The sequence below is a fragment of the Brevibacterium antiquum genome, assembly GCF_016107655.1.
GTDB lineage: Bacteria > Actinomycetota > Actinomycetes > Actinomycetales > Brevibacteriaceae > Brevibacterium > Brevibacterium antiquum.
In genome coordinates this window covers 225965-249587 of sequence record NZ_JABASX010000001.1, presented here as the reverse complement: position 1 = coordinate 249587, position 23623 = coordinate 225965, and the positions used below count along the sequence as shown (strand labels likewise).

Below are 23623 nucleotides of genomic sequence, written 5' to 3'. Positions count from 1 at the left end.
CGCCTTCAGCCCAAGGTTGACGCTGTCATGAAGATAGAAATCTGGTCGGACATCGCCTGCCCCTGGTGCTTCATCGGAAAACGTCGCTTCGAGACCGCCTTGGACGGCTTCGCGCACAAGGACGATGTCGAGGTCGAATGGCGCAGCTACCAGCTCGACCCGAGTCTGCCCGACCACTACGCGGGAACAGAGACCGAGTACCTCAACCAGGCCAAGGGAATGCCTGCTGACCAGGTCCGGCAGATGTTCGATCACGTCACCGCGCAGGCCGCCGGTGAGGGGCTGAACTACGATTTCGATTCCATCATCGTGGCCAACAGCTTCACCGCCCACCGCTTCCTCCACCTGGCCAAGACCCACGGGGCCATGAACCAGGCCAAAGAAGAGCTGTTGTCCGGCCATTTTGAGAAGGGCCGCGATATCGGTGACGTCGAGTACCTCGCCGAGGTGGCCAGAACTGTCGGCATTGACGCCGACGAAACCCGTCGAGTCCTCTCTACCGACGAATTCACCGCCGAGGTGAAGTCCGACATTGCAGAGGCACGAGCACTCGGTGCAAATGGAGTCCCGTTCTTCGTCATCGATCGCAAGTACGGAATCTCCGGCGCTCAACCGCCCGAAGCATTCGCACAGGCGCTCGAGACAGCGTGGGGCGAGAGCCAGAAGCTCACGGTACTCGCCGGCGGAGACGAAGCCTTTCGTGAAGGCGCGGCCTGCGGCCCCGAAGGCTGCAGCTGATTCGACAGGCTGCGACTGGTTCAGTCCCGCAGAGACACCCGTCAGAGAAACGGCATCGACGGATAGCGGATCGCACCGTCCGGTGATGTCACAGGGCCTGCGAGCATGCCTGCGGCGGCATCGATGAGGAACCGCCCCACCTGCTCCCAGTCGCCTTTGTGGGTCCCCTCATTCATCTTCACCTCCTGGTCCGAACACGCACTGGTGACCATATGAGCCAGCAGATAGGCCCTGCCACGCAGGACCACCTCGGGAATGCCCTCCATCTCGCCGCGGATGAATCTCAGCCCGTCAGGCAGGGAGGACTCAGCCATCACGCACTTTATGATCTCGACAGCCGAGGGCACGATCCCCACCTGAGCGAGAAACTGTGCACGCCAGCTGGGCCGCGGCAGATCAGCGAGAACGTCGAACAGCGGGCCCATTCTGCTGCGGACGAAATCATGAATGCTCGGGGTCTCAGCCAGGCCTGCGACGTAAGCGTCCCTGCGGAGGGACATCTCGGCGACATGACGCTCCACGAGTGCGCGCAGCAGACCGTCTCGACCCCCGAAGTGGTATGAGATCGCGGAATGATTCGCCGCCCCTGCATAGTCGACGATGCGGCGATTCGACACAGCATCGATGCCGTGGATGGCGAAGAGCTCCTCGGCGGAGTTGAGCAGCACGACGCGCGCTCTGTCACTCTGGCTTCCCATAGTCCCCATTCTTCCATTTTCAAGCCGTTCACGATGCGGTTCCCTGCCGCGATATCAGCGACCTGACCACCTCGGCGAGCATCGCCCTCACTTTGGCAAATCCATGTTGATTTCACAATACTAAGTCACGTGTCTTAAAGTGGTCGAGTTCAAGGTGGTCAACGTTGATCACTCGACTTCCGATCCATCAGGAGGACGACTGTGGGCACACCACCACCGCTCACCCGCCGCGAGGCCCGTGAGCACGACTCACACGACAACAGTCAAGACGACGGCTATGACTCGGACCATGACCATGACTCGGACCACGACCTGCCTCCGGAATCGACGGACGAGCAGCACACCACCGATACAGAGGCAGAGGCTGCAGCCGCGAAGCGAGCCAAGGCAGAACTGATCGGTCGGACGGCAGCGATCTTCATCATGCCGCTCATCATGGTGGGCATGATGATCACGGGATACCTCGGCACCATGCACTCTCCCTCAGCCAATGACATGCCCGTCGTCGTGGCCGGTTCGGACTCGAAGGCCGCGGACATGAAGTTTGCGCTCGACGGTGCCGAACCGGATGCCCTCGACGTCGATACCGTCGAGGACGCTCACACCGCGCGCGAGAAGGTCTACGATCGCGAAGCCTCGGCGGCGGTCGTCATCAAGGGTGACAAGGCCACCCTCTACACCGCGGGTGGTGCAGGAGTCCAACAGCAGACGACGGTCACCGGCCTCGTCATGCCCGCCCTGCAGGAGGAGGGACTCGACGTCGACACCGAGGACATTGCATCCCTGCCGGACGACGATCCTTCCGGACTCGGCGCGATGTTCCTCATGACAGCCATCGTCATGGCCGGATACCTGCCTTTCAGCGTGCTGCGCTCGAACTCCCCCGAACTGCTGAAATTCAAACGCATCGTCCCCATTCTCGGAGCCTGGGCCGCGGTGATCGCCGGGCTGGTCTGGACGGTCGCCTGCCCGATCCTCGACATCGTCGATGTCAAGGACACTCTCCCCGTCCTCGGCGTCGCCTGGCTGGGTGTGTTCGCGATCTCCTGCGTGCAGCTGTTCATCACCCGAATCGTCGGTGCCTTGGGAGTGATCGTCGGCATCTTCTTCCTCATGGTCCTCGGCATGCCGTCGTCGAATCTGTCCTACCCCGTGTACACGATGCCGGCGTTCTACCGCTTCACGCACGAAATTCTGCCGATGCCCGCGATCGGTGAAGCACTGCGCTCCGTGCTGTACTTCGATGGCGCGGGCGTCACCGGTCACCTCCTCGTGCTGGCCATCGGCGCCGTCGTCGGTCTGCTGCTGACGAAGGCCTACGACTTCATCTCCCACCGGCGCAACCCCGATCCGAAGCCACTCGATGTCAACATCCCGTCACTGCACGGCGGCCGACGCCCGGATTCGAAGGTGTGGCGCTACATCTCACTCATCATCTTCCCCTTGGCGATGGTCACGATGATGCTCACCTTCATGCTCGGTGCGATGGGCTCTCCCACACCCGAGGACATGCCCGTGACCGTCGTCGGTTCCTCGACCGAGCAGGCCAAGGACACGATCGCCGACCTCGAGAAGTCAATGGGCAGGGGCATATTCGACTTCACTGCCACGACGGACAAAGAAGAGGCACGTGCCCAGGTCGAGGATCGGGACGAGGTCGCAGCACTCGTGCTGCCGACTCAGAAGAGTGCCGAGTTCGGACTGATTGCGAACGAAGCCGGCAACAACAGTGCCTACCAGGTCGTCAACCGGATCTTCGACCAGGTCGCCTCCCAGCAGGACATGGAGCTCAAGGTCGACAACGTCGCACCGCTGCCAGACCGGGACAAGAACGGCGTCGTCGTCATGTACGTGGCCATGGGCTGGGCCCTCGCCGGATTCATGGTGGTCATCGTCGGTGCGAACGCCAACCCGTGGAGCCGACCACTGAAGCGAATGATCCCTCTGACCGCTGTGTACGCACCGTTCATGTCACTGGTCGTCACCCTCATCGCCGGTCCGATCACCGGGGCCGTCGACGGTCATTTCGCTCAGCTGTGGGGAGCCGGAATCATCGCGATCTTCTGCATCGCCATGTTCGCCATGGTCTTCGAGAGACTCATCGGCATGCTCGCGATCATTCCGGTCATCGGCACTCTGATGTTCGCCGGGATGCCGGCCTCGAACGGGGCGATCTCCGAGTACATGATCCCGTCGTTCTTCACCACGCTGCACGACTTCCTGCCGATGGCAGCCGCTGTGGAGACTATCCGGTCGATCATCTACTTCGACAGTGATGTCGTCACCGAGCATATGCAGGTCCTCGGACTCTGGGGCCTGATCTCCCTAGCACTGGTGTTCCTCATCGACAGCATCAAACCTCCTCGCACCGAACATGACTTCGGCAATCTCCACCTCGAACAGGAGAGGGAGCGGAACAAGCAGGCCCGGAAGCAGGCGAAGGCCCTCGAGGAATCAAGCTCCACTGCGACCGTGCGCTCGACGATCGTCGACGACGACCGGTTCGAGCCTGCGAACCATGCAGAGTCGACGGACCAGAGGGCCTACACGACCGCGCCCACTGCAGGTGACGGGATGAAGCATCGATCCGCCGAGGTGGGGGTTGAGTATCCCGATGATGACAGTCGGTACGCTGCGGATCCCGAATCCGCGGATCAGCAGGAGCGGATCCCCTCCACCGTGTGATCAGCTGGCCGCATCTGATGCGGGTGTGCCGGCCGAAAGCCCGTGTCCCGCGCACTGCTGTCGGCGACCAGCACACTGATGCTCGTGCCAGTCAGATGTGTCTCTGATGTGACGTGATCTTCAGCCTGGAAAGCTTTGGGTCTACAGTCGGATACCTATGGATTCACATATCGATTTCTTCGGTCCGACCGGCCTCATCGAGGCCGAGCTGCTCCTGGCCAGCTTCATCCTGTGCTCGCTGATCGGCTTCGAACGGCAGTTCCGGCAGAAGAGCGCCGGTTATCGCACCCATGTGCTGGTGGGCATCGGCACGTGCGCATTCACCTTGGTCTCCGCGTACGGATTCGCCGCAGTGATCGGCGACGAGGCTCGAATGGATCCCTCGCGGATCGCCGCGCAGATCGTGTCCGGCATCGGTTTCCTGGGTGCGGGCGTGATCTTCAAGGGCCGGAATATGGTGCGCGGACTCACGACCGCCGCGACCGTGTGGGTGACGGCGGCCGTGGGCATGGCCTGCGGAGCGGGCATGCTGTCACTGGCCGTGATGCTCACCGCGCTGCACCTGCTGACACTGTTCGTCATCGCTCCCCTGATCCGGAGAATTCCCGACAGCGATCATCGCAAGCTGCTGCGCATCGCTTACAAGGACGGGTCGGGAGTCCTCCGCGACATCCTCGCCGTGGCCGGGGACATGGGGTATTCCAACACGATCCTCGATTCCAAACGCTTCGAGGACGAGGACGGAGTGCGGATGGTCCAGATCGATGTGAAGTTCGAAGGCAGACCGCCACTGCACCTCCTGGTCCCTGCACTGCTGGACCTTCCCGGTGTGGAAAAGGTGAGCATGCGCGAGGACCGTGTCCATTCGGTCGATGACGACGGTGACTCCGTGTGATTCGCCGCTCGCCCCGCACCACACATGCCTCTCAGTCTCGACGCGAGCGCTTCCACGCCAGGGTGGCGAGGGCTGCGGCCTGGTCCGGCAGATGGGCATCATCGAAGAGGACCTGTGGCGAATGGTTCCAGGCCGCAGTCTCCAGGTCGATATCCTGCGGAGACACGAGGAAGAACAGAAACGCGCCCGGAACTTCGTTGAGCACGTAGGAGAAGTCCTCGGACCCCATGAGCGGGGTCGGCGCCTCGACGTACCGGTCCTCACCGAAAGCCTCTCTAATCGTGTCTGCGACGAACGCGGCCTCGCCGTCATCGTTGACCGTGACGGGGTACTGTTCGGTCCACATCACCTCGGCGGTGCATCCGTGAGCGGCAGCGATCGACTCGGCCAGACGAGGGGCCACCTCGGCGAACTTCTTCGTCGAAGCTGCTGACAGCGTCCGCACGGAAGCGCCGATCTTCGCCGAGGGCGGGATGACGTTGACGGCATCGCCGGCCTGCAGCTGCGTGACTTCGGCGACAACCGGATCAAAGACGCTGAACGTGCCGGTGACCATCGAGTAGAGCGCCTGGCCGAATTCGAGAGTGGGCCGGACGGGATCGATACTGGCATGCGGCTGTGAGCTGTGGCCGCCGCGTCCGTGGAAGGTGACGTGGAGGGTGTTCGCTCCGGCCATCAGGGTGCCGGGTCTCGTGGTGAAGATTCCGTGTGCCCCGGGAGCGACATGGATGGCGTACGCAGCATCGGGGACTGCGCCGATGGTGTCGAACATGCCCTCATCTATCATCTCTTCGGCACCACCCGGACCCTCTTCACCGGGTTGGAACATGAAGGCCACGGTACCGGCGAATTCCTCCTGGTGTGCGCTGAGCAGCTTCGCGGCCCCGACCAGACCTGTCACGTGCAGATCATGGCCGCAGGCGTGCATATTGCCGTTGGTCGAGGCGAAGTCCAGATCGTTCTCCTCCACGACGGGCAGGGCATCCATATCACCGCGCAGGAGTACTGTCGGACCGGGCCTGCCGCCTCGGAGCACAGCAACGATGGAGCTCAGCCCCTTGCCGGTTGTGATCTCCAAGGGCAGTCCGTCGAGGGCGTCAAGAATCATCCGCTGAGTCACCGGGAGCTCGAGACCCAGCTCGGGGTTGCGGTGCAGGTTGCGGCGAAGGTCAACGAGTTCGGTCGCCAGAGACTGTGCCTCGGCAGCGAAATCGTGGGTCATAGTGGTTCCTCTCTGATCGTGGATGAAGCGGTGTGTGGATGAAGCGGTGTACGGTGGAGCGCTGTGCGGTTGAAGCTCGGACTGTTTCAGCGGTCGACGCAATTTCACCCGAGCAGCGAACGGACCGGCGCGTCTGGGAACCATCTCGCGGAGTCCTTCATCAGCGCCCCGCCCTGCATGACGACCTTGACTTTCGCCGGGTCGGCCAACTGCGTGATATCGGCCAATGGGTCGAAGTCGACGATGACGAGGTCGGCCAGTTTGCCTTCCTCGAGGGTGCCCACGTCAGCCGACAGGCGCAGCAGTTCCGCCGCGTTCTTGGTCCCCGCCACGATCGCCTGCATCGGTGTCAGGCCGAGTTCGACGGCGTGCATCTCCTCGCGCAGGTTGAGTCCGTGTGGGCACACGCCGGCGTCGGTTCCCAGCGCAACCTTCACGCCGGCGGCCATCGCTACGGCCACGCGTTCGCGCGCGATCGCGGACCATCTGACCTTCTTCTCGTAAAGGTAGTCGGGCACGTTCTTCGGGTCCGGGATCCGCAATGCGCTGCTGAGCGTCGGAACGAGGAACGTTCCGTGTTCGAGCATGAGTTCAATGCCCTCGTCGTCGATTCCGTATCCGTGCTCAATCGACCGGACGCCGCCGCGGATGGCTGCCTTGATGCCTTCGGCTCCCTGGGCGTGGGCCGCGACGGGCTGGCCTGCCCGTTTGGCTGTCTCTTCGACGATGAGTCGCACATGTTCCTCGGGAACGCCGATGTCATCGGGAGTATCCGAGGGACTCGAGACGCCGCCGGTGGTGCAGACCTTGATCACGTCCGCGCCCGAACGCACGAGGGTGCGAATCGTCCGGCGGACGTCGTCATCGGTGTCGATGATCGGGTCGACAGGCATGGCAGGCATGGTGGACAAGCCGTTGGGCATCGTGAAATCGGTGTGTCCGCCGGTCGGTGACAGCGGTGTGATGGCCAGGTGGATCCGTGGCCCGAGGATCAGCCCCTGCTGGATGCTGTCGCGCACGCCGCGGTCGGTTCCGCCGAGGTCGCGAGCAGTGGTAACTCCTGCCAGGAGGGTGGCCCGGGCGTTGACAGCGCTGCGCACGATCCTCTCCGAGGCGAAGCGGGCGAGGTTCGCCTCTTGGTTCTCGATCGAGAGTCCGAGGTGCACGTGGGAGTCAATGAAGCCGGGCATGATCGTCTTGCCCTGCAACTCGATGACACAGGGGGCTCCGCCACCCGCGTCGTCGCCCTCCCCCGCCGAGGTGGCCCCTTCCATGCGCTGGACGCCGACGTAGACGATGCGTCCGTCTCTGATCTCGATCTCAGCATTGGAGAGAGGGTCACCGCCGTTGCCGTCGATGAGGGTGGCTCCGCGTAGAACAGTGTGCTCGGAATCATTGATCGTGGTGGGCAGGTAGGCGGTCGACATCAGTGGTGACGATCCTTTCATCGGGAGATCGTGCGCTTCAGATGCCATTGTTGATCATTCCTCGCACAGCGGCGCACAGTGATCACATCATGACCAGGAAGAGCGTGCAGGCTCCGGTGGCGATCGGCAGATCGGCCCAGTCCCGACTGAACCTCGGTCCACGCGCCCTACCGGCGCAACCTCAGTCCACGAGCTGGGCAAACATCGCTTCGACGGCATCCGTGATCCGCGCATGCGAAGCGTCACCGAAGATCGCGGTCTGAACGATGGCACCCTGCATGAGCGCGAGGACGGCCGGCGCGATCTGATGCGCCCTGGCCTGTGCGACGCCTTCTGCAAGCCCCGCACTCCGACGGAAGTACACATTCAGATAGGCCTCGAATCGTCCGATGAGTTCGTGGTAGATCTCAGCGGCGATTGTGGCGAAATCGGGGGAATGCGACGCCTCTCCCCAGACCTGCAGCAGCAGCGGAGCGAAAGGGGTGTCATGGAGGATCGTATCCAGAAGCTTCGGGAAGACCTCGTGTGGAGGTGGAACCTCGTCTGCTGTTCCGAAGTCCTGCAGTTCTGCCGCGCGCTGTTCCATGATTCGCCTAGCGGCGTCGAGTGTGAGCTCCGCCTTGGACGAGTAGTAGACATAGACTGCCCCGGCGGACAGGTCCGCCTCCTTGATGATGTCGGCCATCGAAGCGCCGGCGAAGCCCTTGCGAAAGAAGCACGCAAGCGCGGCATCCTGAATCCGCGTGCGCATGGCTTCCCTGTGCTCATCCGTGACCTTCGGCACCAAACCCCCAAAAAAGAATGATCATTCTTGATATATCATACTCGACAGAGTAAAAAGAACGAGTATTCGTTTTCAATGATTGGACAGGCATGCAGACGAGAATCCTCAGCAGCTCTGACGGCACCGACGATAGTCGCGGCAGAACGAGCACGGCCGCCACGAGTGCGCGCAAGCCCAGCCTCAAACAGGCGCTGCTCGCCGCTGTCTTCGCCGCGGCAATCGTCACAGTCATCCTGCTCGCATTCAGCTGGCCGACTGTCACATCTGATCCCAAAGACCTTCCGATTGCGGCTGTCGGCGATCAGGAACAGATCGATCAGATCACGGCCGATGCTCCCGATGGGATGCTCGATCTGAAGAAGGTCGACTCCCGCGCCGCGGCGCAGCAGCTCATCCGTGAACGTGAGGTCTACGGGGCATTCGTGCTTGGCGACGACCCAGAGATTCTCACCTCGACTGCCGCTTCCCCTCCTGTTGCCCAGCAGCTGAGTGGGATTGCCGCTCAGATGCAGCAGAGGCTCGACAAGCAGGCGATCTCGGGCATGCAGGACGGAATGAAGGAGATGCAGGACGCACTCGCAGCGGCCTCTCAACCTCCAGCTGGGTCTCAGCCCGATCCTGGCTCACCACAGCAAAACCCAGGCAACCTGACACAGGCCCCAGCCGCCTCGGCGATGGAGGTACCCCAGGTCATGGTCACCGACGTCGTGCCGCTCAACGACAACGACTCCACCGGTGCTGGTCTCGCGATCGCCGGCCTGCCCCTGACCATCGGTGGAATTGTCGGCGGTGTGCTGACCAGCATGATCGTCCACTCACGCCGCATGCGGGCCGTCGCGGTGGTGGCCTACGGCGCAATCGGCGGATTCGCACTGACTCTCGTCCTGCAGTCGTGGTTCGGCATTCTGCAGGGCAATTTCGGGCTCAACGTGCTGGCGGCCGGCCTTGCTGTAGCGGCGACAGCGGCACTCATCAACGGCTTCGTCTCACTGATAGGTCCGGGTGGCATAGCGATCGGCGCGGTGCTCACAATGTTCATCGGCAACCCGATCGCCTCACTCCAGGCACCGAAGGAGTTCCTTGCAGGGGCCTGGGGAGACATCGGCCAGTTCTTCGTCCCCGGCGCTTCGGGGACCCTGTTGCGCGATCTGTCCTACTTCCCGGATGCACCCATGGCGATGCAATGGTGGGCGCTCATCGGCTGGTTCGCCTTGGGCATCGCCCTCATCCTCGTCGGCCACCTCAAAGCTCACTCGAAGCCGCAGTCTGCCGTGAGCTGACCTGTCCCTTCTCCCCGACGATGTGGAGCCGGCCCCAGAAAGCACAGGGTTAGGCTCCGCGTCGGCATCCGACGAAAGTAGTATCCACTAGCTGGAACCTTCAGCCGTCTGCTCCACCCCTGCGATACCGTTCCTCAATGAACACAGTGAAAGAGCCATCAACCGTCGATGGAATTGCCGAAGACTACTTCGACGGACTTTCAGACCTCTATCCGTCGATTCCCCTATTCCTTGGCCTTGACAACGACAAAGGTTTCGATGACTACTCCCCAGCCGGGTTCGAAGCCGCGAAGGATCTCCGGGCCCGCGCCTTGAACAGACTCGCTGACCTTGAAACGACTGCACCGATGAACGGTTCTCCCATTCTGGATGACACTGATGGTGTGACCATCGATGCTATGCGCGAACGATTCAGTGTCGCCGATGACCTCTTCGACAGCGGCCTCAGTCACACCGTCCTCAACGTGATCGAGTCTCCAGTCCAACAGATGAGAGATATCTTCGATCTCTTGCCGACACGAACGACGAGAGATTGGGAAACGATCAAATCGACGCTTGCCGGCCTGCCAGCGTCAATATCTGGGTATCAGGAATCTTTGACCTACGCGCAGCAGCGCATGGGCCGCACCCCGGCTCAAGCCCAGATCGAACGTGTTCGTGAGCAGTCACTCGCCCTGGCGAAGGAGAACAGTCGATTCGACACACTCATCGAAGGCGCCGCGAACCTCTCGACTGGGCTGCGAAAGGACCTTGCTGCCACGGCCGCTGCGGCCAAGGACTCGTTTGCAGAACTGAGCGACTACTTCGCAACGCTCATGACTCGGGCGCACGAGAACGAAGCATGTGGTCGGGACGACTATGCACTGCATTCCAGAAACTACCTGGGAGCTGAGATCGACTTCGAAGAGACATACAGCTGGGCACTCGACGAACTCAACCGAATCGACTCCGAACAGAAAGCGATCGCGAAAGCCATCGCCCCAGGGGTCGGGCTCTTCGACGTCATGTCATTGCTCGACAATGATCCGCACCGCGCTCTGCACGGGTCCGAGGCACTTCAAACCTGGATGCAGGACGTCGCCGATGAAGCCATTGAGAAACTGGGGCAGACGCATTTCGACATTCCCGAACCGCTCCGGACCATCGAGTGCATGATTGCTCCCTCCGCCACAGGCGCTGTCTACTATTCACAGCCCAGTGAGGATTTCTCCCGCCCCGGACGAATGTGGTGGTCTGTGCCTCATGGCGTCACCGAATTCGCGACCTGGCAGGAGAAGACCACCGTCTATCATGAAGGAGTCCCCGGACATCATCTGCAGATGGGCCAGGCATCTTACCTTGCCGATTCACTCAATCGCTGGCGTCGCCACGTCTGCTGGGTATCCGGTCACGGCGAAGGATGGGCTCTCTACGCCGAACAGCTAATGGAAGAACTCGGGTTCTTGGACGATCCTGCCGACCGGCTCGGCATGTTGGATGCCCAACGCTTGCGGACCACACGAGTAGCACTTGACATCGGATTCCACCTCGGCCTCAAAGCACCGACACATTTGGGCGGCGGGACCTGGGACCGGGCCAAGGCATGGCAGTTCCTCAAGGACAATGTCGCCACGGATCGCACATTCTTGGCCTTCGAACTCGACCGTTACCTGGGCTGGCCGGGGCAGGCCCCAAGCTACAAGATCGGGCATCGCCTATGGCAGCAGATTCGACACGATGCCGAAGCGGAAGCCGGTGAGACTTTCGATCTCAAGGGCTTCCACTCAAAGGCACTCAATCTTGGGTCGCTCGGACTGGACACCTTGTCAAAGGCCATGCGCCGCTGACGTCATCGGCTACTCCTTTTCCCATTCCCAGTAGTTCCAGAACATCGACGGATCTAGAGTGGTCGTCGAAGCGTTCTTCACTGAATCCTGGTGGATAGTCAGCGAAGGGAACTGGAAGAGCGGCAGCCCGAACCCATCGTCGATGAGTTGCTTCTCTATGTCTGCGGCCAGTGTCTTCTGCTCTTCAGGATCAATGCTCACGAGCATCTGATCGAGCTTCTTCGCCGTCTTCGAGTTGTGATACCCGCTGTAGTTGTTCTGCGCGCCCTTGCGGTAGTACGAATCCGATTCCGTGACACCGGTGGTCGTCAGGGCCCAGCCGAAGAGGGACGCATCGTAGGTACCATCACCGAGGCGGGTGCCCCAGTTGACGTCCCCGGAATCTTCGACGGCGAACCCGGCCTTGTCAGCCGATTCCTTGACCAACTGGAAGATCTGCTCACGGCGCGCGTTCGTATTGTCATAGAGGAAACGGACAGTCGGCTCCTTCACCCCTGCCTCATCGAGCAGCTTCTTCGCGCCCTCGACGTCGACGGAGTCGTAATCCGAGATACCGGAGTCCTCCGCGATGTCCTTGTACAGAGGGGAATCCGGTGCCTGGTTGAAGGAATCCCGGACCCCTGCCCCCTCGTTGAGCGGCTTGATCAGGCGATCGACGATCTCCTGTCTCGGAAGTGTTTTGAGGAACGCGCGTCTGACCTGCAGAGCTTTGTCCTCGTCGCCGCCATACGAAGCAGGGTCGAAGGGTCCATTGTTGTCGAAGGTGAGGTCGACGTGTTCGAAGGTAGCATCCTCACCAGGGATGATGCTGACTCCGTCGATATCTTCAGCCGCTTTGAGGACGTCAGCCGTCGACTGAGGCTGAGTGATGTCGACCTCGCCGTTCTCAATGGCTTGGACCATCCCCATGGGATCGCCGTTGTAGCGAACCGTGATGGTGTCAATTTTCGGGTCAACGGGCCCGGTGTATGCCTCATCGCGTTCAAGGGTGAGGTACTGCCCCTCTTCGAAAGCGGTGATCTTGTACGGTCCGCTGTGGACGAGAAGGTCCTCGTTGTCCGGCATGGATGTGAAATCGAAGCCTGTGTTCCAGAAATTCGAGATCTTCGATAGGGCTTTGACATCGTTGTTCTTGATGGCCTCGACGATCGCTGTCTTTCCTTCTTCGGGAGATTCGGCGCCCAAGGCGTTCTTAGCGACGATGTGAGCGGGAACGCCCGATCCATAGGCGCCGAGGCCGAATTCTGTCTCCCAGTCGGCAAAGGGCTGGGAGTAGGTGAAGGTAAGGGACTTCCGATCCTTGCTGATCTCGGGAAAGTCTTTGATCAGGGGCGCGCCAACACTCGTCGAGTCGAAATAGACGGTGTCGGCGTCATTCTTCTTCACCATTCCGTCGTCGTCATTGTTCTCATCGACGGTATTGAAATTGGTTGAGCGGGCAGCCCAGGTCAGCGCCAGGTCGACGGCATCGACAGGAGTTCCATCCGACCAGTTGGAGTCCTCGTTGAACGTATATTTCACCTTCAACGGGTCTTCGGAGACTTTCTCGATGGTGCCGAGGGCACCGTCGAGCAGTTCAAGCTGATCATCATAATATTTGAAGTTGTCGTTCATCATGTAGGCGATGATCGTGTTGGCAACGGCATTGCCGTCATTGGTCATGTCGTTCATCGAACGAAATGCTTCATTCCATCCGACGTTGAGAACCGATCCTGTGCCGGAGGACTCCGAGCTGCCCCCTGGTGGCGTACACCCGGTCACGACGAGCGCCATCGCGGCAACTCCTGCAATAGTGGTCAAAAGTTTCTTCACGTTCACTCCTGTGTGTGAAAGATGATCGAGCAGTTGATGCTCAGCTGGTTGAGTCGTTACGTATCTCTGTCTCCTATCGCGGACTCGGCATCACACCGTCGTCGCCCGCAGCTGTTTCACCCCTGTCGGCGCAGCCACTCGCAGCAGCAGAGCGAAGACCTGGTCGACGAGGATCGCCAAGATCGCAACCCAAACGGCACCGGCGAGAACGCCTTCGATCCCGTATGCCACTTGGTTGAGAATAACGTCGCCCAGCCCGCCGCTGCCGGCGATCGTAGCGATCGTAGCGGAGCTCACCGTCAACACGGCCGCAGTGCGAATGCCGCTGATGATCATCGGCAGGCCAAGGGGAAGTTCCACCTTGTTCAGCACTTGCAGAGGCGTCATTCCCATTCCCTTCGCAGCTCTCGTCAGATCACGATCCGCAGAATTCACGGCTTGGAAGGCGTAACTGAGTATCGGTGGGAAAGCAAGTAGGAACAGTGCGATCATTGCGTTGAGCATTCCGATGCCCACGAAGCCGATGAGAATCGCGATGAGGGCCAAGCTGGGAAGTGCGCGACCGATGTTGGTGATGCTCACTGCCAGAAATTCGCCCTTGTGGATGTGGCCGAGCCAGATGCCGATCGGCACGCCGATGACAATGGCCGCAAGCAATGGGACGAGGCTGATGAGCATATGCTCGCTCGTCTTCTCCATGAGCATCCCGAAGTTGGCTGCGATGAAGGGAAATGCCCCGAATATTTCATTCATCAGACCCTCGCTCTCATCCATGGTGTCAGGACTCTGCCGACAATCACCAGCAGTCCGTCGAGGACGAAGGCCAGGAGAACCGCGAGTGCTCCAGCCCCGATGAACTGCGTATTGAACGGCGACGACACGGCCTTGAGGATTGGCGACCCCAGACCGCTGTCGACAACGAATGCCGCAATCGTAGCCACACTCACTGTCAGCACCGTAGCGATGCGCAGACCCGAGATGATCGATGGTAAGGCCAGCGGCAATTCGACCTTGACCATGAGTTGCCTCTGGTTCAAACCCATCCCGATCGCTGATCTCTTCACATCTTCTGGGACCGCCGCCAGACCGGCGAGCACTGCCTGAAAAATGATCACCAACGTGAAACACACCAACGCGATCTCAACGGTCAGCAGCGTCAGACCGGTGAACGGAACCAGCAGCTGAAACAGAGCCAGAGGAGGAAGTGTGTACAGGAACGTTGCAACGATCCCAATGGGCCCGGCCAGCCACCTCTTTCGGTAGGCGATCAGCGCGGCGGCGAATGCGATGACGAATCCGATCACGACGGCGATGATGACCATGTAAATGTGGTCGACCAGTGGCGGCCAGAAGACCGTCGCCCACTGGTCGACGAACCAATCACCGCAGAACGGGCCATTGTTGATCACACATTCGGAGGCCTGTCCGTAGTCCGGGATGACAGGATCGCCGGCAGGTGCGATCCCGCTCATAATCCGACACCTTCCCCGTTCCTCGCATCAACGGCGTTGGCTGGCGGATCGACCAGATCGTGCAGGGTGACGTCGCCGAGGTGGCTCCCCCGCTCCATCACACGTGCACCGTGTGCCCCAGCGGCGGAAACCACGGACAGTGCTTCCCTCAATGTCACGTCGGCCTCGACCTTAGGCAGATCGGACTCAGCCGGCCGCTCGGGCTCAGCCTTGGCGACGAGCACCTCGGCGACAGTGGTCAGGGCGAGGCGCTTGAGACCACGTTCTGCACCGAGGAATTCCGCGACGAACTCATCGGCAGGGTGAGTGAGCACCTCGGCGGGAGTGTCGTACTGGGCCAGCTTGCCCCCGGGCTTGAGAATCGCAATCCGATCTGCCATTTTGATGGCCTCGTCGATGTCGTGCGTGACGAAGAGGGTCGTCTTCCCGACAGCCCTATGAATTTCAAGGAATTCGTCCTGGACCGCCATCCGGGTGATCGGATCGAGTGCTCCGAAGGGTTCGTCCATGAGCATGACCGGAGGATCGGCCGCGAGTGCGCGCGCGATTCCGACTCGTTGCTGCTGACCGCCGGAGAGCTGGGACGGATACCTTCCCAACCAGCTGTCCACCGGAGTCAGTCCGACCAGTTCGAGCAGTTCGACAGTACGGCGCGTGGTTCGTGACTTGTCCCATTTGAGAATGTTCGGCACGATCGCGATGTTCTCCGCCACCGTGTAGTGCGGAAACAGACCGGACTGCTGGATTGCATAGCCGATAGTTCGACGCAGCTCGATGGCGGGTATGTCCATGATGCTTCGGTCACCGATGCGGATATCTCCGCTGCTGAGGTCGACAAGACGATTGACCAGCTGGAGAGCTGTCGTCTTGCCGCCACCGGACGGGCCGACTAGGCAGACGAGTTCGCCTGACTTCACCTCGATGTCAAGCGAATCGAGCGCGGGTGCGTTCTGTCCTGGATAGAGCTTGGTGACGTGGTCGAAGACGATGGACGAGTTCGTGGTCGACGTCGTCTTCGGGTCGGTGGAGGAATGTGTCATTGTGTTCTCACATCAGTCCGTTTTCTTGCAGGAAGACCTTCGCCACCTGGGCGGGGTCGATCCTATTGATGGCGGAGGCTTCGTTCAGTGCCTGGATGGCGTCGATCGTCAGAAGTGAATGAAGTCTGTTCAAGAACTTGGGCGCGTCCTCGTTGAGGTCTTTGAAGACATCGTCCCTGATCAGCGGTACGACGTTCTGGAATCCGAAGAGCTTCTTGTCGTCTTCGAGAACGATGAGGTCGGATCTGAGCAGCTGCGGATCGGTGGTGAACACGTCTGCCGCTTGGATCTCGCCACGTTCGATTGCCTGGTAGTTCAGTCCGATGCTCAGAGTCTTCAGTTTCATGTTCGTCAGACCGTATGTGTCGACGATGCCCTCATACCCGATTGCTCCGGAGACATTGTCCGGGTACGTCGAGTAGGTGAAATCTTCGATGCCCTTGAGATCGGACACCTTCTTCAGCCCATGTTCGTCGGCGAATTCCTTACGCACAGCGATCGCGTTTTTGTTCTCGAAGGGTGTGGCCTGAAGTGTGGTCACTCCATGCTCGTTCTCCCACTTCTTCGCTATGTCATAGGTTTCCTCGGCTGTGCCCAACGCAGTGTCAGTGCCAACCCAATTCACCACGATGACCCCGGTGTATTCGGGGTAGATGTCGATCTGGCCCGACTGGAGTGCGGTATTGATGATGTCACTGGACCCGACGTTCGTCTTCAGATCCACTTGGTATCCGCGAGCTCGCAGCCCTTGAGCGTAGAGTTCGCCCATGATCCAGCTCTCAGCGAATCCTTTGGATCCGATGGTGATCCTGCGCCTGGCAGCTCCTGATTTGGCACCACCGACGCTGGCCGTGGTGGCGGTACAACCGCTCAGCGTAGCCGCTGCTATTCCAACGCTGAGTGCGCCGAGCGTTCCCAGTGCTCGGCGCCGATCGAGTGTGTGTCTATTCAGTTTGTACATCGTTGCTCAGTTCAGGTCGCGCGGAACGGTCTTCGTAGTCGTCCGCGAATGGAATTGCCTTCCGTCCTTGTAGGCAACGAGTTCATTGGTCACGAGGAAGTTCGCTGTGTCACCGCTCATGGTGCTGCGTGTCCGCAGCTCAACATCCCATCCCTGATCATCCTTCGTGAGCGCATCGGCATCGGCCTGCTGCAGCAATGCCTGACTGCTGACAGGATCCGCAAGCGCGGGCCTCCGGTAGCGGATGACTCGTTCGCAGATTGCTGTTGGCGAGAGAGGATCGGTTTCACTGCGCTCATACGAATCACGCTCGAGCGTGTAATAGAAGAGTCCGTCGCTCGAGTTAGTCTGCCAGCCCTCGGACACAGTGGTCACGGTCGCACTGCGATTGACCAAATCAGTCTCCAACGTGCGGGTCATGGGCGGCCCTGACGCATCGATCGTGGAGACTGGCGGGGTCGGAGGCACGCCGAGGTGGTCGGTGAGTTCCCGTGACGTCTCGGCGTCGGCCTCGGCCGAGTCGACGCTGCGCACGGGCAGTCGAAGCTCCGGATCGTCTGTGACCGTTAGGAGAGTCTCTTCGGGCGACGGCCAGAGCATGGGCCAGAAGCTCGCGGAGATGCTCAAGCGCAGACGGTGGCTTGGCAGGAATCGGTGGGCGGTGGATAGGAGCGGGAAGTCGATGGTGACGTCTTGGCCCGGTGCCAGAGGTTCGGGATGTTCATGGGAGGAATGATGAGTCAGATTAAATAGGCCCATGGTCACCAGTCGTGACGTGCCGTCTGGAGCGACGTCGCATATGCGGGCTGCGATGACTCCGCGGTCTGAACTCGAAGTCAGTGTCGCTTTGAGGCTCGGGGTGCCGACGATTTCCAGGCCCGCAGGAAGATCCCAGTCTGCGGTGTAGGAACGTGCGTCATCGACGGCCTGGTCACCGGCCATGCCCGCTGCCTCGCCGAACTGCAGCCAGCTGCCGGCGTTGTAGCCTATGAGCTCGGTGCTGCGCAGTTGACGGGGACCTGCCTGAGTCGAGTCCTGCACGTCCCAGCTGACGTCGTCGATTCCTGGTGAGGGCCAGCTGCTCTCTGCAACCCAGCGTCCCGGTCGAGTCTCCCGGTCGGTGTGAACGGGGGCGCTGTCAGGGACATAGGCACGCAATTGCGGCTGGTCCTTGACTCCGTTGTCGATTCCACTCATCCACTGGTCCCACCAGCGCACAGCTTCGGCGATGAAGTCTATTCCCGGTCCCGGTGCTGCCTGGTGCGGATAGTTGTGCGCCCAGGGGCCGAGCAGTGCGTGAACCGGCGGGTAGTCGGGATTCGTCTCACGCTGGTGGTTCGCATTCTCCATCAGCCGGAAGAGGGTAGTGCGATACTCGTCAAGAAGTCCGCCGACGGCAAGGATCGGAACCTGGATGGCTTCCGGGGTATCGCAGACTGAAGCATGTTTCCAGTAGTCATCTCGGCGCTGGTGGCTGAGCCAGTCGTTGATATTGACCGGTGCTTCGTCGATCCGACGTTTCCAGTCCTGCGCCCAGCCCTCGCCCATGACCGCAGGATCCTGTGGACGTGCGTTGTATCCCCACATGGTGGAGGCCCAGGAGAGCATTTGGTCGCCGACTATGGCACCGCCGTTGTAATGAACATCGTCGGCAAAACGATCGTCGGTGGAGCAGATTGTGATGATGGCAGCCAATTCTGGTGGTTGCAGTGCGGCGAGTTGCAACCCGTTGAATCCGCCCCACGACTTTCCGATCACTCCTGCCTTACCGTTTGACCACTGCTGAGCTGCGATCCATTTGAGCACCTGAAGCCCGTCATCAAGTTCGGTTTCGGAGTATTCGTCCGTCATGATCCCGGTCGAATCCCCGCAGCCGCGCATATCAACGCGGATGCTGGCGTAGCCAGCGCGGGCAAATTCGGGATGGATCGTCTGGTCGCGACCAGCGGTCATGTCGTTTTTGCGGTAGGGGAGGTATTCCAAGACGGCTGGAACCTGACTGTCATTGAGATCGTCCGGCAGCCAGATCCGGGCGGCGAGTTCGACTCCGTCTGACAGGGGAATGCGCGTGTGCTCGATGACGTCAACGCCGCGAGGGTTCGTGCGGTATCGGTCGGCAGGTGCGCAATTGCTGCTCACAGAGGATTCCTCCGTGGCATCGGCTGGTGGTTCTGTACGTGTGTGCTGGTGCGAAGAAGTTGTTGCCATAGTGCCCGAGGCTAACAGCAGTAACTGCATGGCTGTTCAGTTGTTTCGCTCAGTGATATGGATGTCATCCAGCCACACCTGACACCGGTCACCTGGCCCCACCTGCACTCGACGACTATCCTCGGGTGCAGGGGGTACACACCGATGACAGCACTGACGAACGTGACGATCTGCCGCACGTGCGGTGTCGAGACGAGCACGCCTCCACCGGATGTGTGTCCGATCTGTTCGGATGATCGCCAGTGGCTGCCGACGTCCGGGCAGGACTGGACGACGCGTGAACAACTTGAGTTCGAACACCACAGCGTCTCCATCGTCGAACGCGAACCAGGTCTCTACGCGTTGCGTGTGGAGCCGAAGCTGGGCATCGGTCAGACGTGCTATCTGGCTCAGACCGAGCATGGCAATCTGCTCTTCGATGTCCCGCCCTACATCGACGAGGACGTCATCGCCGCAGTCTCGGACCTCGGCGGAGTTCAGGCCATCGCTGCCAGTCATCCTCACATGTTCGGCCTGCAGCTCGAGTGGAGCGCGGCCTTCGACGATGCCCCGATCTTCGTCTGCCGTGCAGATGCCCATTGGGTCCAGCGCGAAGGAATGAACATCTGGCGCTACTATCAGTTTGCTGAACCTGTTCCCGGTGTCCGATTGATGCGCATAGGCGGTCACTTCCCTGGAAGCGCGGTGGCCATGTGGACCGGCCAGGACGGCCAGGGCGTCATGCTCAGTGGAGACACGATCGCACCGGTCGCCCGCTCAGGGTGGGTGACGTTCATGCGCAGCTTCCCCAATTATCTGCCGCTGTCGGCAGGTGTTGTCAGACGCATCGCTGCCTCGGTGGCTGACCTCGATTTCGATCGGATGTACGGCAACTTCGGGCAGACCATCTCGAGTGGAGCCAGGGAGGCTGTGGCGACCTCGGCCGAACGCTACGCCGAATGGGTCTCAGGGGCCCACGACAAGCTCACTTGAGAAGACGGCTCGAGTTCCTGCTCAGAAAGCCCCCGCCCGGAATGCTCCTGTAAGGCCCGAACCACAACACGAAAAACCGGCCAGGTCCGAGTTGACGGACCTGGCCGGAGAATCCAGCGATGCTGTGAAGATCAGCGTGAGCGGAACTGCGCGGTGACTGGGCAGTCGAAGGGATCAGCCTGACCGAGTCCGGCCCGGTTGAGGTAACGAACGATGATGCCGAACGATTCGAAGAGCGTCGTCTCCGTGTATTTGATGTCCTTCTGAGCACAGTACTCGCGGACCATCGGCTGGACCTTGTGCAGGTTGACGCTGGGCATGCTGGGGAACAGGTGGTGTTCGATCTGGTAGTTGAGTCCGCCCATGAGGAAGCCCATCGGACGACCTCCCGAGATGTTGCGTGACATCAGTGTCTGGCGGCGCAGGAAGTCAATCTTCACGTCCTTGGGAACGATCGGCTGTCCCTTGTGGTTGGGAGCGAACGAACCGCCCATGTGCAGCCCGAAGACCATGACCTGGACGATGAAGAAGACGCTGCCGATGAGGGGGCCGGCGGCCCAGATGGCGATGAGGGGGAAGCCGATGACGCGGATTCCGATGAAGATGCCTTCGATCCAGCGGCGCTTGATCGAGGACTGTCCCACGAGGATCGCCTTGACTGAGTTCACATGCAGCTGCAGGCCCGCCAAAGTCAGCAGCGGGAAGAAGAACCATCCCTGGTGTGAGGCGAACCATTTCCGCACTCCGGTAAGCCCCTGAGCATCATCAGGGTCGAAGATCAGGGCGCCCGGTGCGATATCGCCGTCGACTCCGGCTTTGTTCGGGTTGGCGTGGTGAAGAGCGTTGTGCTTCTTCAGCCACCAGCCATAGCTGAGACCGATGAACAGGTTGCCCACAATGGTGGAGACCCACTCACCGACCTTGCCGTTGGTGAAGATCTGACGGTGAGCTGCGTCGTGGGCGACATATGCCGTCTGGGTGAAGAGGATTCCGAAGACGACTGCTGTGGCCATCTGCCACCAGCTCTCGCCGATGAGGAAGAGCATCGCGAAGGCGACGACGTAGGAGAGTCCGAGGAGGACGAAGCGCAGCGTATTCCACCCGGGGCGTCGTGCTAGCAGACCGGCCTCTTTGACCTGAGCCATCAGCGCGCTGAAATCGCTGGTGAACTCCTGCTTATCGGTACCGCGATTGGCTCGCCTCTGCTCCAGCACCTCGGCCCTTGACTCTTTTCCAAGAGTGGGCGTCGACAGCGACCTATTCACGACATCTACTGGTTCCATATTACTTACGGTACGAGGTTGATCATCGTCTTGGCATCACCCCAGAGCACCGTATTTCACCCCCTACCCAGGTAGGGGGTTGCGTCATCAGACCTGGGCGCCGGGCACGACGAGCCCGGATTCGTAGGCGGCGATGACTGCCTGAGCGCGGTCTCGGGCGTCGAGTTTGTAGAGAATTCGCGAAACATGGGTCTTGACGGTCTGCACTGCGATGAACAGTGAGGCCGCGATCTCCGTGTTGGTCTCACCTCGTGCCACCAGTACCAGGATCTCGCGTTCGCGGTCGGTGAGGTCGGGCAGGGCGGCCGCATTCGATGTCTGCGGTCCTGCGGCAAAGTGCTCGATGACTCGGCGGGTGACACTCGGGGCCAGCAGGCCATCACCCGATGCCACCACCCGCACCGCCTCGGCGAGTTCGTCGGGTGGGGCGTCCTTGAGGAGGAAGCCGCTGGCACCGGCACGAATCGCATCGAAGACATAGTCGTCGATGTCGAAGGTCGTGAGCATGATGATGCGCGGAACGTCATCGTCGATTGCGCTGGTGTCCTGAGTGCTCAATGCCGACTTCGACGCCTGCCGGTTCGTGGTCTGCGGGTTCATGGTCTGCGGGTTCATGGTCTGCGGGTTCGTCGTCTGCCGGACCGCCTGCCGCGATCTGGCCGAGAGGATCTCACGGGTGGCTTCGATGCCGTCGAGCTCCGGCATGCGCACATCCATGAGCACGATGTCAGGCTTCAGCTCGGCGACGAGGCCGACGCATTCGACGCCGTCCTGCGCCTGACCCACCACCTCGATGTCGGGGTGCGCGTCCAACAACGCGGCGAAGCCTGCTCGAACCATTGCCTGATCATCAGCAATCACGATGCGAATCACGCGTTGCTCCTCTCATCACCCTGCGATTGATCTGATGTGTCGTCTGCGCTTATGTCTGAGCCGTCTGCGTTTATGCCTGTGTCGTTTGAGTCTGATTCTGAATTTGTGGCTATGTCTGAATCTGGGCCTGAGTCAGCGAGTACTTCGCGCTCGCTCGAATCGCGCTTACTCGAATCACGCTTACCGGAATCGCCCTTAGGCGAATCGGCCACGGCCAGCGGCAGCACGGCCTCGACTTCGAAACCGCCGCTGCTGGTCCAGCCGGTTCGAAGCTCGCCTCCGACCGAGGCCGCACGTTCTCGCATCCCGATGAGGCCCTGATGACGATGGACTTCGTTCTTCGCCGCCTCCGACGGGCCCTTCCCGGCAGTGTTGCCGACATTGATCCACAGGGCGGTGCCGCCGCTGTCGATCTTGATGTGAATCTGGGATTCGGTGGCGTGGCGGATGGCGTTGCTCAGCGCTTCCTGGACGATGCGGTATCCGGCCAGCCCGGTGCTGTCGCGCAGACTGCGATCCAGCGGTCCCCCGCTGCGTTCCATGGTGACGTTGACTCCAGCCTGCTGTGCCTTCTTCACCAGACCTTCGACCTCGGAGAACTTCGGCTGAGGTGCAAGCTGCTGGCCCGAATCGTCATTGCGCAGAACTCCCAGCAGTCCTCGCATCTCGGTGAGGGCGTGGCGGGCGGAGATGGAGATGTCTTCGAACTCCTTCTCCACGTCTGCGTCGATGTTGGGGTGGCGAAAAGGTGCGCTCGAGGCCTGGATGTTGATGATCGACATGCTGTGGGCGACGATGTCGTGCAGTTCGCGGGCAATCCGCGTCTTCTCCTCGACCACGACGCGCTTCGAATGCTCCTCGGCGGTATTCTCCTGTTCCTGCAGCAGCTGCGATCGGATCAGATGCCACTGTTGGACGATGACTGCGGCCACATAGAAGCCACCTGCGATGCAGGAGAAGATGACGATGTTGACGATCGAGGATTCCGACCTGCTCTCGGGGTACTGAATATGCCCGAAGACGGCAGCCGCCGCTGAGATTGCGATGCTCGCCAGCAGCGCGGCCAAGGCCACACCCCAGTGAGCACGGAGCCCCACAATGAGGATGATGAGGATCTGGGTGATCATCATCGGCACCATCCATGGCCAGGGAGCGCCCGAGAGGTACGGGCCGAGCAGCGGAAGAGCACCGCAGGCGATGACGGAGACGATCGCGCCGAAGAGCGGGCGCAGCATCGACAGCGGCATCGACCCCGCGTGGATCACGGTGACGATGAACGCCAAGGCCACAGGGGCTTCATGGACTCCCACCGCGATCGAGGACTCGACGGCGAGCATCACGATGGCAGTGAAGATCACCGCCACCCAAGCCAGCGCCTCAGGGTTGAATCTGCGGTCCGGTGGTAGGAATCTGTCGAACAGCTTGCTGAACAGCACGAATTCCGGTT

19 protein-coding genes are annotated in these 23623 nt (G+C 60.8%); 6 read left to right on the top strand and 13 right to left on the bottom strand.

Annotated elements, in window-relative coordinates:
- Positions 1-27: 27 nt before the first annotated feature.
- A complete protein-coding gene (locus JFC13_RS01135) occupies positions 28-738 on the top strand; it encodes a DsbA family oxidoreductase (protein ID WP_198395276.1) in 711 nt (236 codons plus the stop codon).
- 41 nt (positions 739-779) lie between these two features.
- Here JFC13_RS01135 and JFC13_RS01130 read toward each other — a convergent pair whose 3' ends face one another.
- Entirely contained in the window at positions 780-1436 is a 657-nt protein-coding gene (locus JFC13_RS01130) for a TetR/AcrR family transcriptional regulator (RefSeq protein ID WP_198395275.1), read from the bottom strand.
- A gap of 201 nt (positions 1437-1637) precedes the next feature.
- Here JFC13_RS01130 and JFC13_RS19770 point away from each other — a divergent pair, with 201 nt between their 5' ends.
- On the top strand, positions 1638-4121 hold the full coding sequence (locus tag JFC13_RS19770; protein ID WP_198395274.1) for an ABC transporter permease: 2484 nt from the start codon (positions 1638-1640) through the stop codon (positions 4119-4121).
- 157 nt (positions 4122-4278) lie between these two features.
- Entirely contained in the window at positions 4279-5016 is a 738-nt protein-coding gene (locus tag JFC13_RS01120) for an MgtC/SapB family protein (RefSeq protein WP_198395273.1), read from the top strand.
- 31 nt (positions 5017-5047) lie between these two features.
- Here JFC13_RS01120 and JFC13_RS01115 read toward each other — a convergent pair whose 3' ends face one another.
- From JFC13_RS01115 to JFC13_RS01105, 3 genes are all read right to left on the bottom strand, one after another.
- Positions 5048-6238 carry a M20 metallopeptidase family protein gene (locus tag JFC13_RS01115; protein ID WP_198395272.1) on the bottom strand — a complete coding sequence of 397 codons (1191 nt, stop codon included), beginning with the start codon at positions 6236-6238 and terminating at the stop codon, positions 5048-5050.
- Positions 6239-6342: 104 nt separating this feature from the next.
- A complete protein-coding gene (locus JFC13_RS01110; protein WP_232488031.1) occupies positions 6343-7713 on the bottom strand; it encodes a metal-dependent hydrolase family protein in 1371 nt (456 codons plus the stop codon).
- A 133-nt stretch (positions 7714-7846) separates the two neighbouring features.
- Positions 7847-8449: a TetR/AcrR family transcriptional regulator gene (locus tag JFC13_RS01105; RefSeq protein WP_198395271.1), complete on the bottom strand. Its 603-nt coding sequence runs from the start codon at positions 8447-8449 to the stop codon at positions 7847-7849.
- An 89-nt stretch (positions 8450-8538) separates the two neighbouring features.
- Between JFC13_RS01105 and JFC13_RS01100 the strand changes: the two genes are divergently transcribed.
- Complete coding sequence (locus tag JFC13_RS01100; RefSeq protein ID WP_198395270.1) at positions 8539-9729, top strand: ABC transporter permease; 1191 nt, start codon at positions 8539-8541, stop codon at positions 9727-9729.
- 137 nt (positions 9730-9866) lie between these two features.
- On the top strand, positions 9867-11555 hold the full coding sequence (locus tag JFC13_RS01095; RefSeq protein ID WP_198395269.1) for a DUF885 domain-containing protein: 1689 nt from the start codon (positions 9867-9869) through the stop codon (positions 11553-11555).
- Positions 11556-11564: 9 nt separating this feature from the next.
- Here the strand turns inward: JFC13_RS01095 and JFC13_RS01090 are convergent, their stop codons facing one another.
- From JFC13_RS01090 to JFC13_RS01065, 6 genes are all read right to left on the bottom strand, one after another.
- Positions 11565-13367 (bottom strand): ABC transporter family substrate-binding protein, encoded by a 1803-nt coding sequence (locus JFC13_RS01090; protein WP_332839303.1) that lies wholly within the window; start codon positions 13365-13367, stop codon positions 11565-11567.
- Positions 13368-13457: 90 nt separating this feature from the next.
- On the bottom strand, positions 13458-14120 hold the full coding sequence (locus JFC13_RS01085; protein WP_198395267.1) for an ABC transporter permease: 663 nt from the start codon (positions 14118-14120) through the stop codon (positions 13458-13460).
- Positions 14120-14839 (bottom strand): ABC transporter permease, encoded by a 720-nt coding sequence (locus JFC13_RS01080; RefSeq protein ID WP_198395266.1) that lies wholly within the window; start codon positions 14837-14839, stop codon positions 14120-14122. The genes JFC13_RS01085 and JFC13_RS01080 overlap by 1 nt, the downstream gene beginning before the upstream one ends.
- Positions 14836-15879 (bottom strand): ABC transporter ATP-binding protein, encoded by a 1044-nt coding sequence (locus tag JFC13_RS01075; protein ID WP_198395265.1) that lies wholly within the window; start codon positions 15877-15879, stop codon positions 14836-14838. The genes JFC13_RS01080 and JFC13_RS01075 overlap by 4 nt, the downstream gene beginning before the upstream one ends.
- Positions 15880-15886: 7 nt before the next feature.
- The gene (locus JFC13_RS01070; protein ID WP_198395264.1) at positions 15887-16840 is read right to left on the bottom strand and encodes an ABC transporter substrate-binding protein; all 954 of its coding nucleotides are present in this window, start codon (positions 16838-16840) and stop codon (positions 15887-15889) included.
- A 6-nt stretch (positions 16841-16846) separates the two neighbouring features.
- Entirely contained in the window at positions 16847-18979 is a 2133-nt protein-coding gene (locus tag JFC13_RS01065) for a CocE/NonD family hydrolase (RefSeq protein ID WP_198395263.1), read from the bottom strand.
- A 213-nt stretch (positions 18980-19192) separates the two neighbouring features.
- On the opposite strand from JFC13_RS01065, the gene JFC13_RS01060 reads away from it, so the two are divergent.
- Positions 19193-20020: an MBL fold metallo-hydrolase gene (locus JFC13_RS01060; RefSeq protein WP_198395262.1), complete on the top strand. Its 828-nt coding sequence runs from the start codon at positions 19193-19195 to the stop codon at positions 20018-20020.
- Positions 20021-20151: 131 nt separating this feature from the next.
- On the opposite strand, the gene JFC13_RS01055 is transcribed toward JFC13_RS01060, so the two are convergent.
- From JFC13_RS01055 to JFC13_RS01045, 3 genes are all read right to left on the bottom strand, one after another.
- On the bottom strand, positions 20152-21303 hold the full coding sequence (locus JFC13_RS01055; RefSeq protein WP_232488029.1) for a fatty acid desaturase family protein: 1152 nt from the start codon (positions 21301-21303) through the stop codon (positions 20152-20154).
- A gap of 87 nt (positions 21304-21390) precedes the next feature.
- Positions 21391-22176 (bottom strand): response regulator transcription factor, encoded by a 786-nt coding sequence (locus JFC13_RS01050; RefSeq protein WP_198395261.1) that lies wholly within the window; start codon positions 22174-22176, stop codon positions 21391-21393.
- The gene (locus tag JFC13_RS01045) at positions 22173-23612 is read right to left on the bottom strand and encodes a sensor histidine kinase (RefSeq protein WP_198395260.1); all 1440 of its coding nucleotides are present in this window, start codon (positions 23610-23612) and stop codon (positions 22173-22175) included. Before JFC13_RS01045 ends, JFC13_RS01050 begins: the two co-directional genes overlap by 4 nt.
- Between the last annotated feature and the right edge of the window lie 11 nt (positions 23613-23623).

What these genes read in the sequence shown, in the direction of transcription:
- JFC13_RS01085 (WP_198395267.1), bottom strand. Translation starts at nt 14,120, where the DNA reads ATGAATGAAATATTCGGGGCATTTCCCTTCATCGCAGCCAACTTCGGG.
- JFC13_RS01060 (WP_198395262.1), top strand. Translation starts at nt 19,193, where the DNA reads ATGACAGCACTGACGAACGTGACGATCTGCCGCACGTGCGGTGTCGAG.
- JFC13_RS01110 (WP_232488031.1), bottom strand. Translation starts at nt 7,713, where the DNA reads ATGGCATCTGAAGCGCACGATCTCCCGATGAAAGGATCGTCACCACTG.
- JFC13_RS01115 (WP_198395272.1), bottom strand. Translation starts at nt 6,238, where the DNA reads ATGACCCACGATTTCGCTGCCGAGGCACAGTCTCTGGCGACCGAACTC.
- JFC13_RS01080 (WP_198395266.1), bottom strand. Translation starts at nt 14,839, where the DNA reads ATGAGCGGGATCGCACCTGCCGGCGATCCTGTCATCCCGGACTACGGA.
- JFC13_RS01055 (WP_232488029.1), bottom strand. Translation starts at nt 21,303, where the DNA reads ATGGAACCAGTAGATGTCGTGAATAGGTCGCTGTCGACGCCCACTCTT.
- JFC13_RS01130 (WP_198395275.1), bottom strand. Translation starts at nt 1,436, where the DNA reads ATGGGAAGCCAGAGTGACAGAGCGCGCGTCGTGCTGCTCAACTCCGCC.
- JFC13_RS01075 (WP_198395265.1), bottom strand. Translation starts at nt 15,879, where the DNA reads ATGACACATTCCTCCACCGACCCGAAGACGACGTCGACCACGAACTCG.
- JFC13_RS01095 (WP_198395269.1), top strand. Translation starts at nt 9,867, where the DNA reads ATGAACACAGTGAAAGAGCCATCAACCGTCGATGGAATTGCCGAAGAC.
- JFC13_RS01135 (WP_198395276.1), top strand. Translation starts at nt 28, where the DNA reads ATGAAGATAGAAATCTGGTCGGACATCGCCTGCCCCTGGTGCTTCATC.
- JFC13_RS01070 (WP_198395264.1), bottom strand. Translation starts at nt 16,840, where the DNA reads ATGTACAAACTGAATAGACACACACTCGATCGGCGCCGAGCACTGGGA.
- JFC13_RS01100 (WP_198395270.1), top strand. Translation starts at nt 8,539, where the DNA reads ATGCAGACGAGAATCCTCAGCAGCTCTGACGGCACCGACGATAGTCGC.
- JFC13_RS01120 (WP_198395273.1), top strand. Translation starts at nt 4,279, where the DNA reads ATGGATTCACATATCGATTTCTTCGGTCCGACCGGCCTCATCGAGGCC.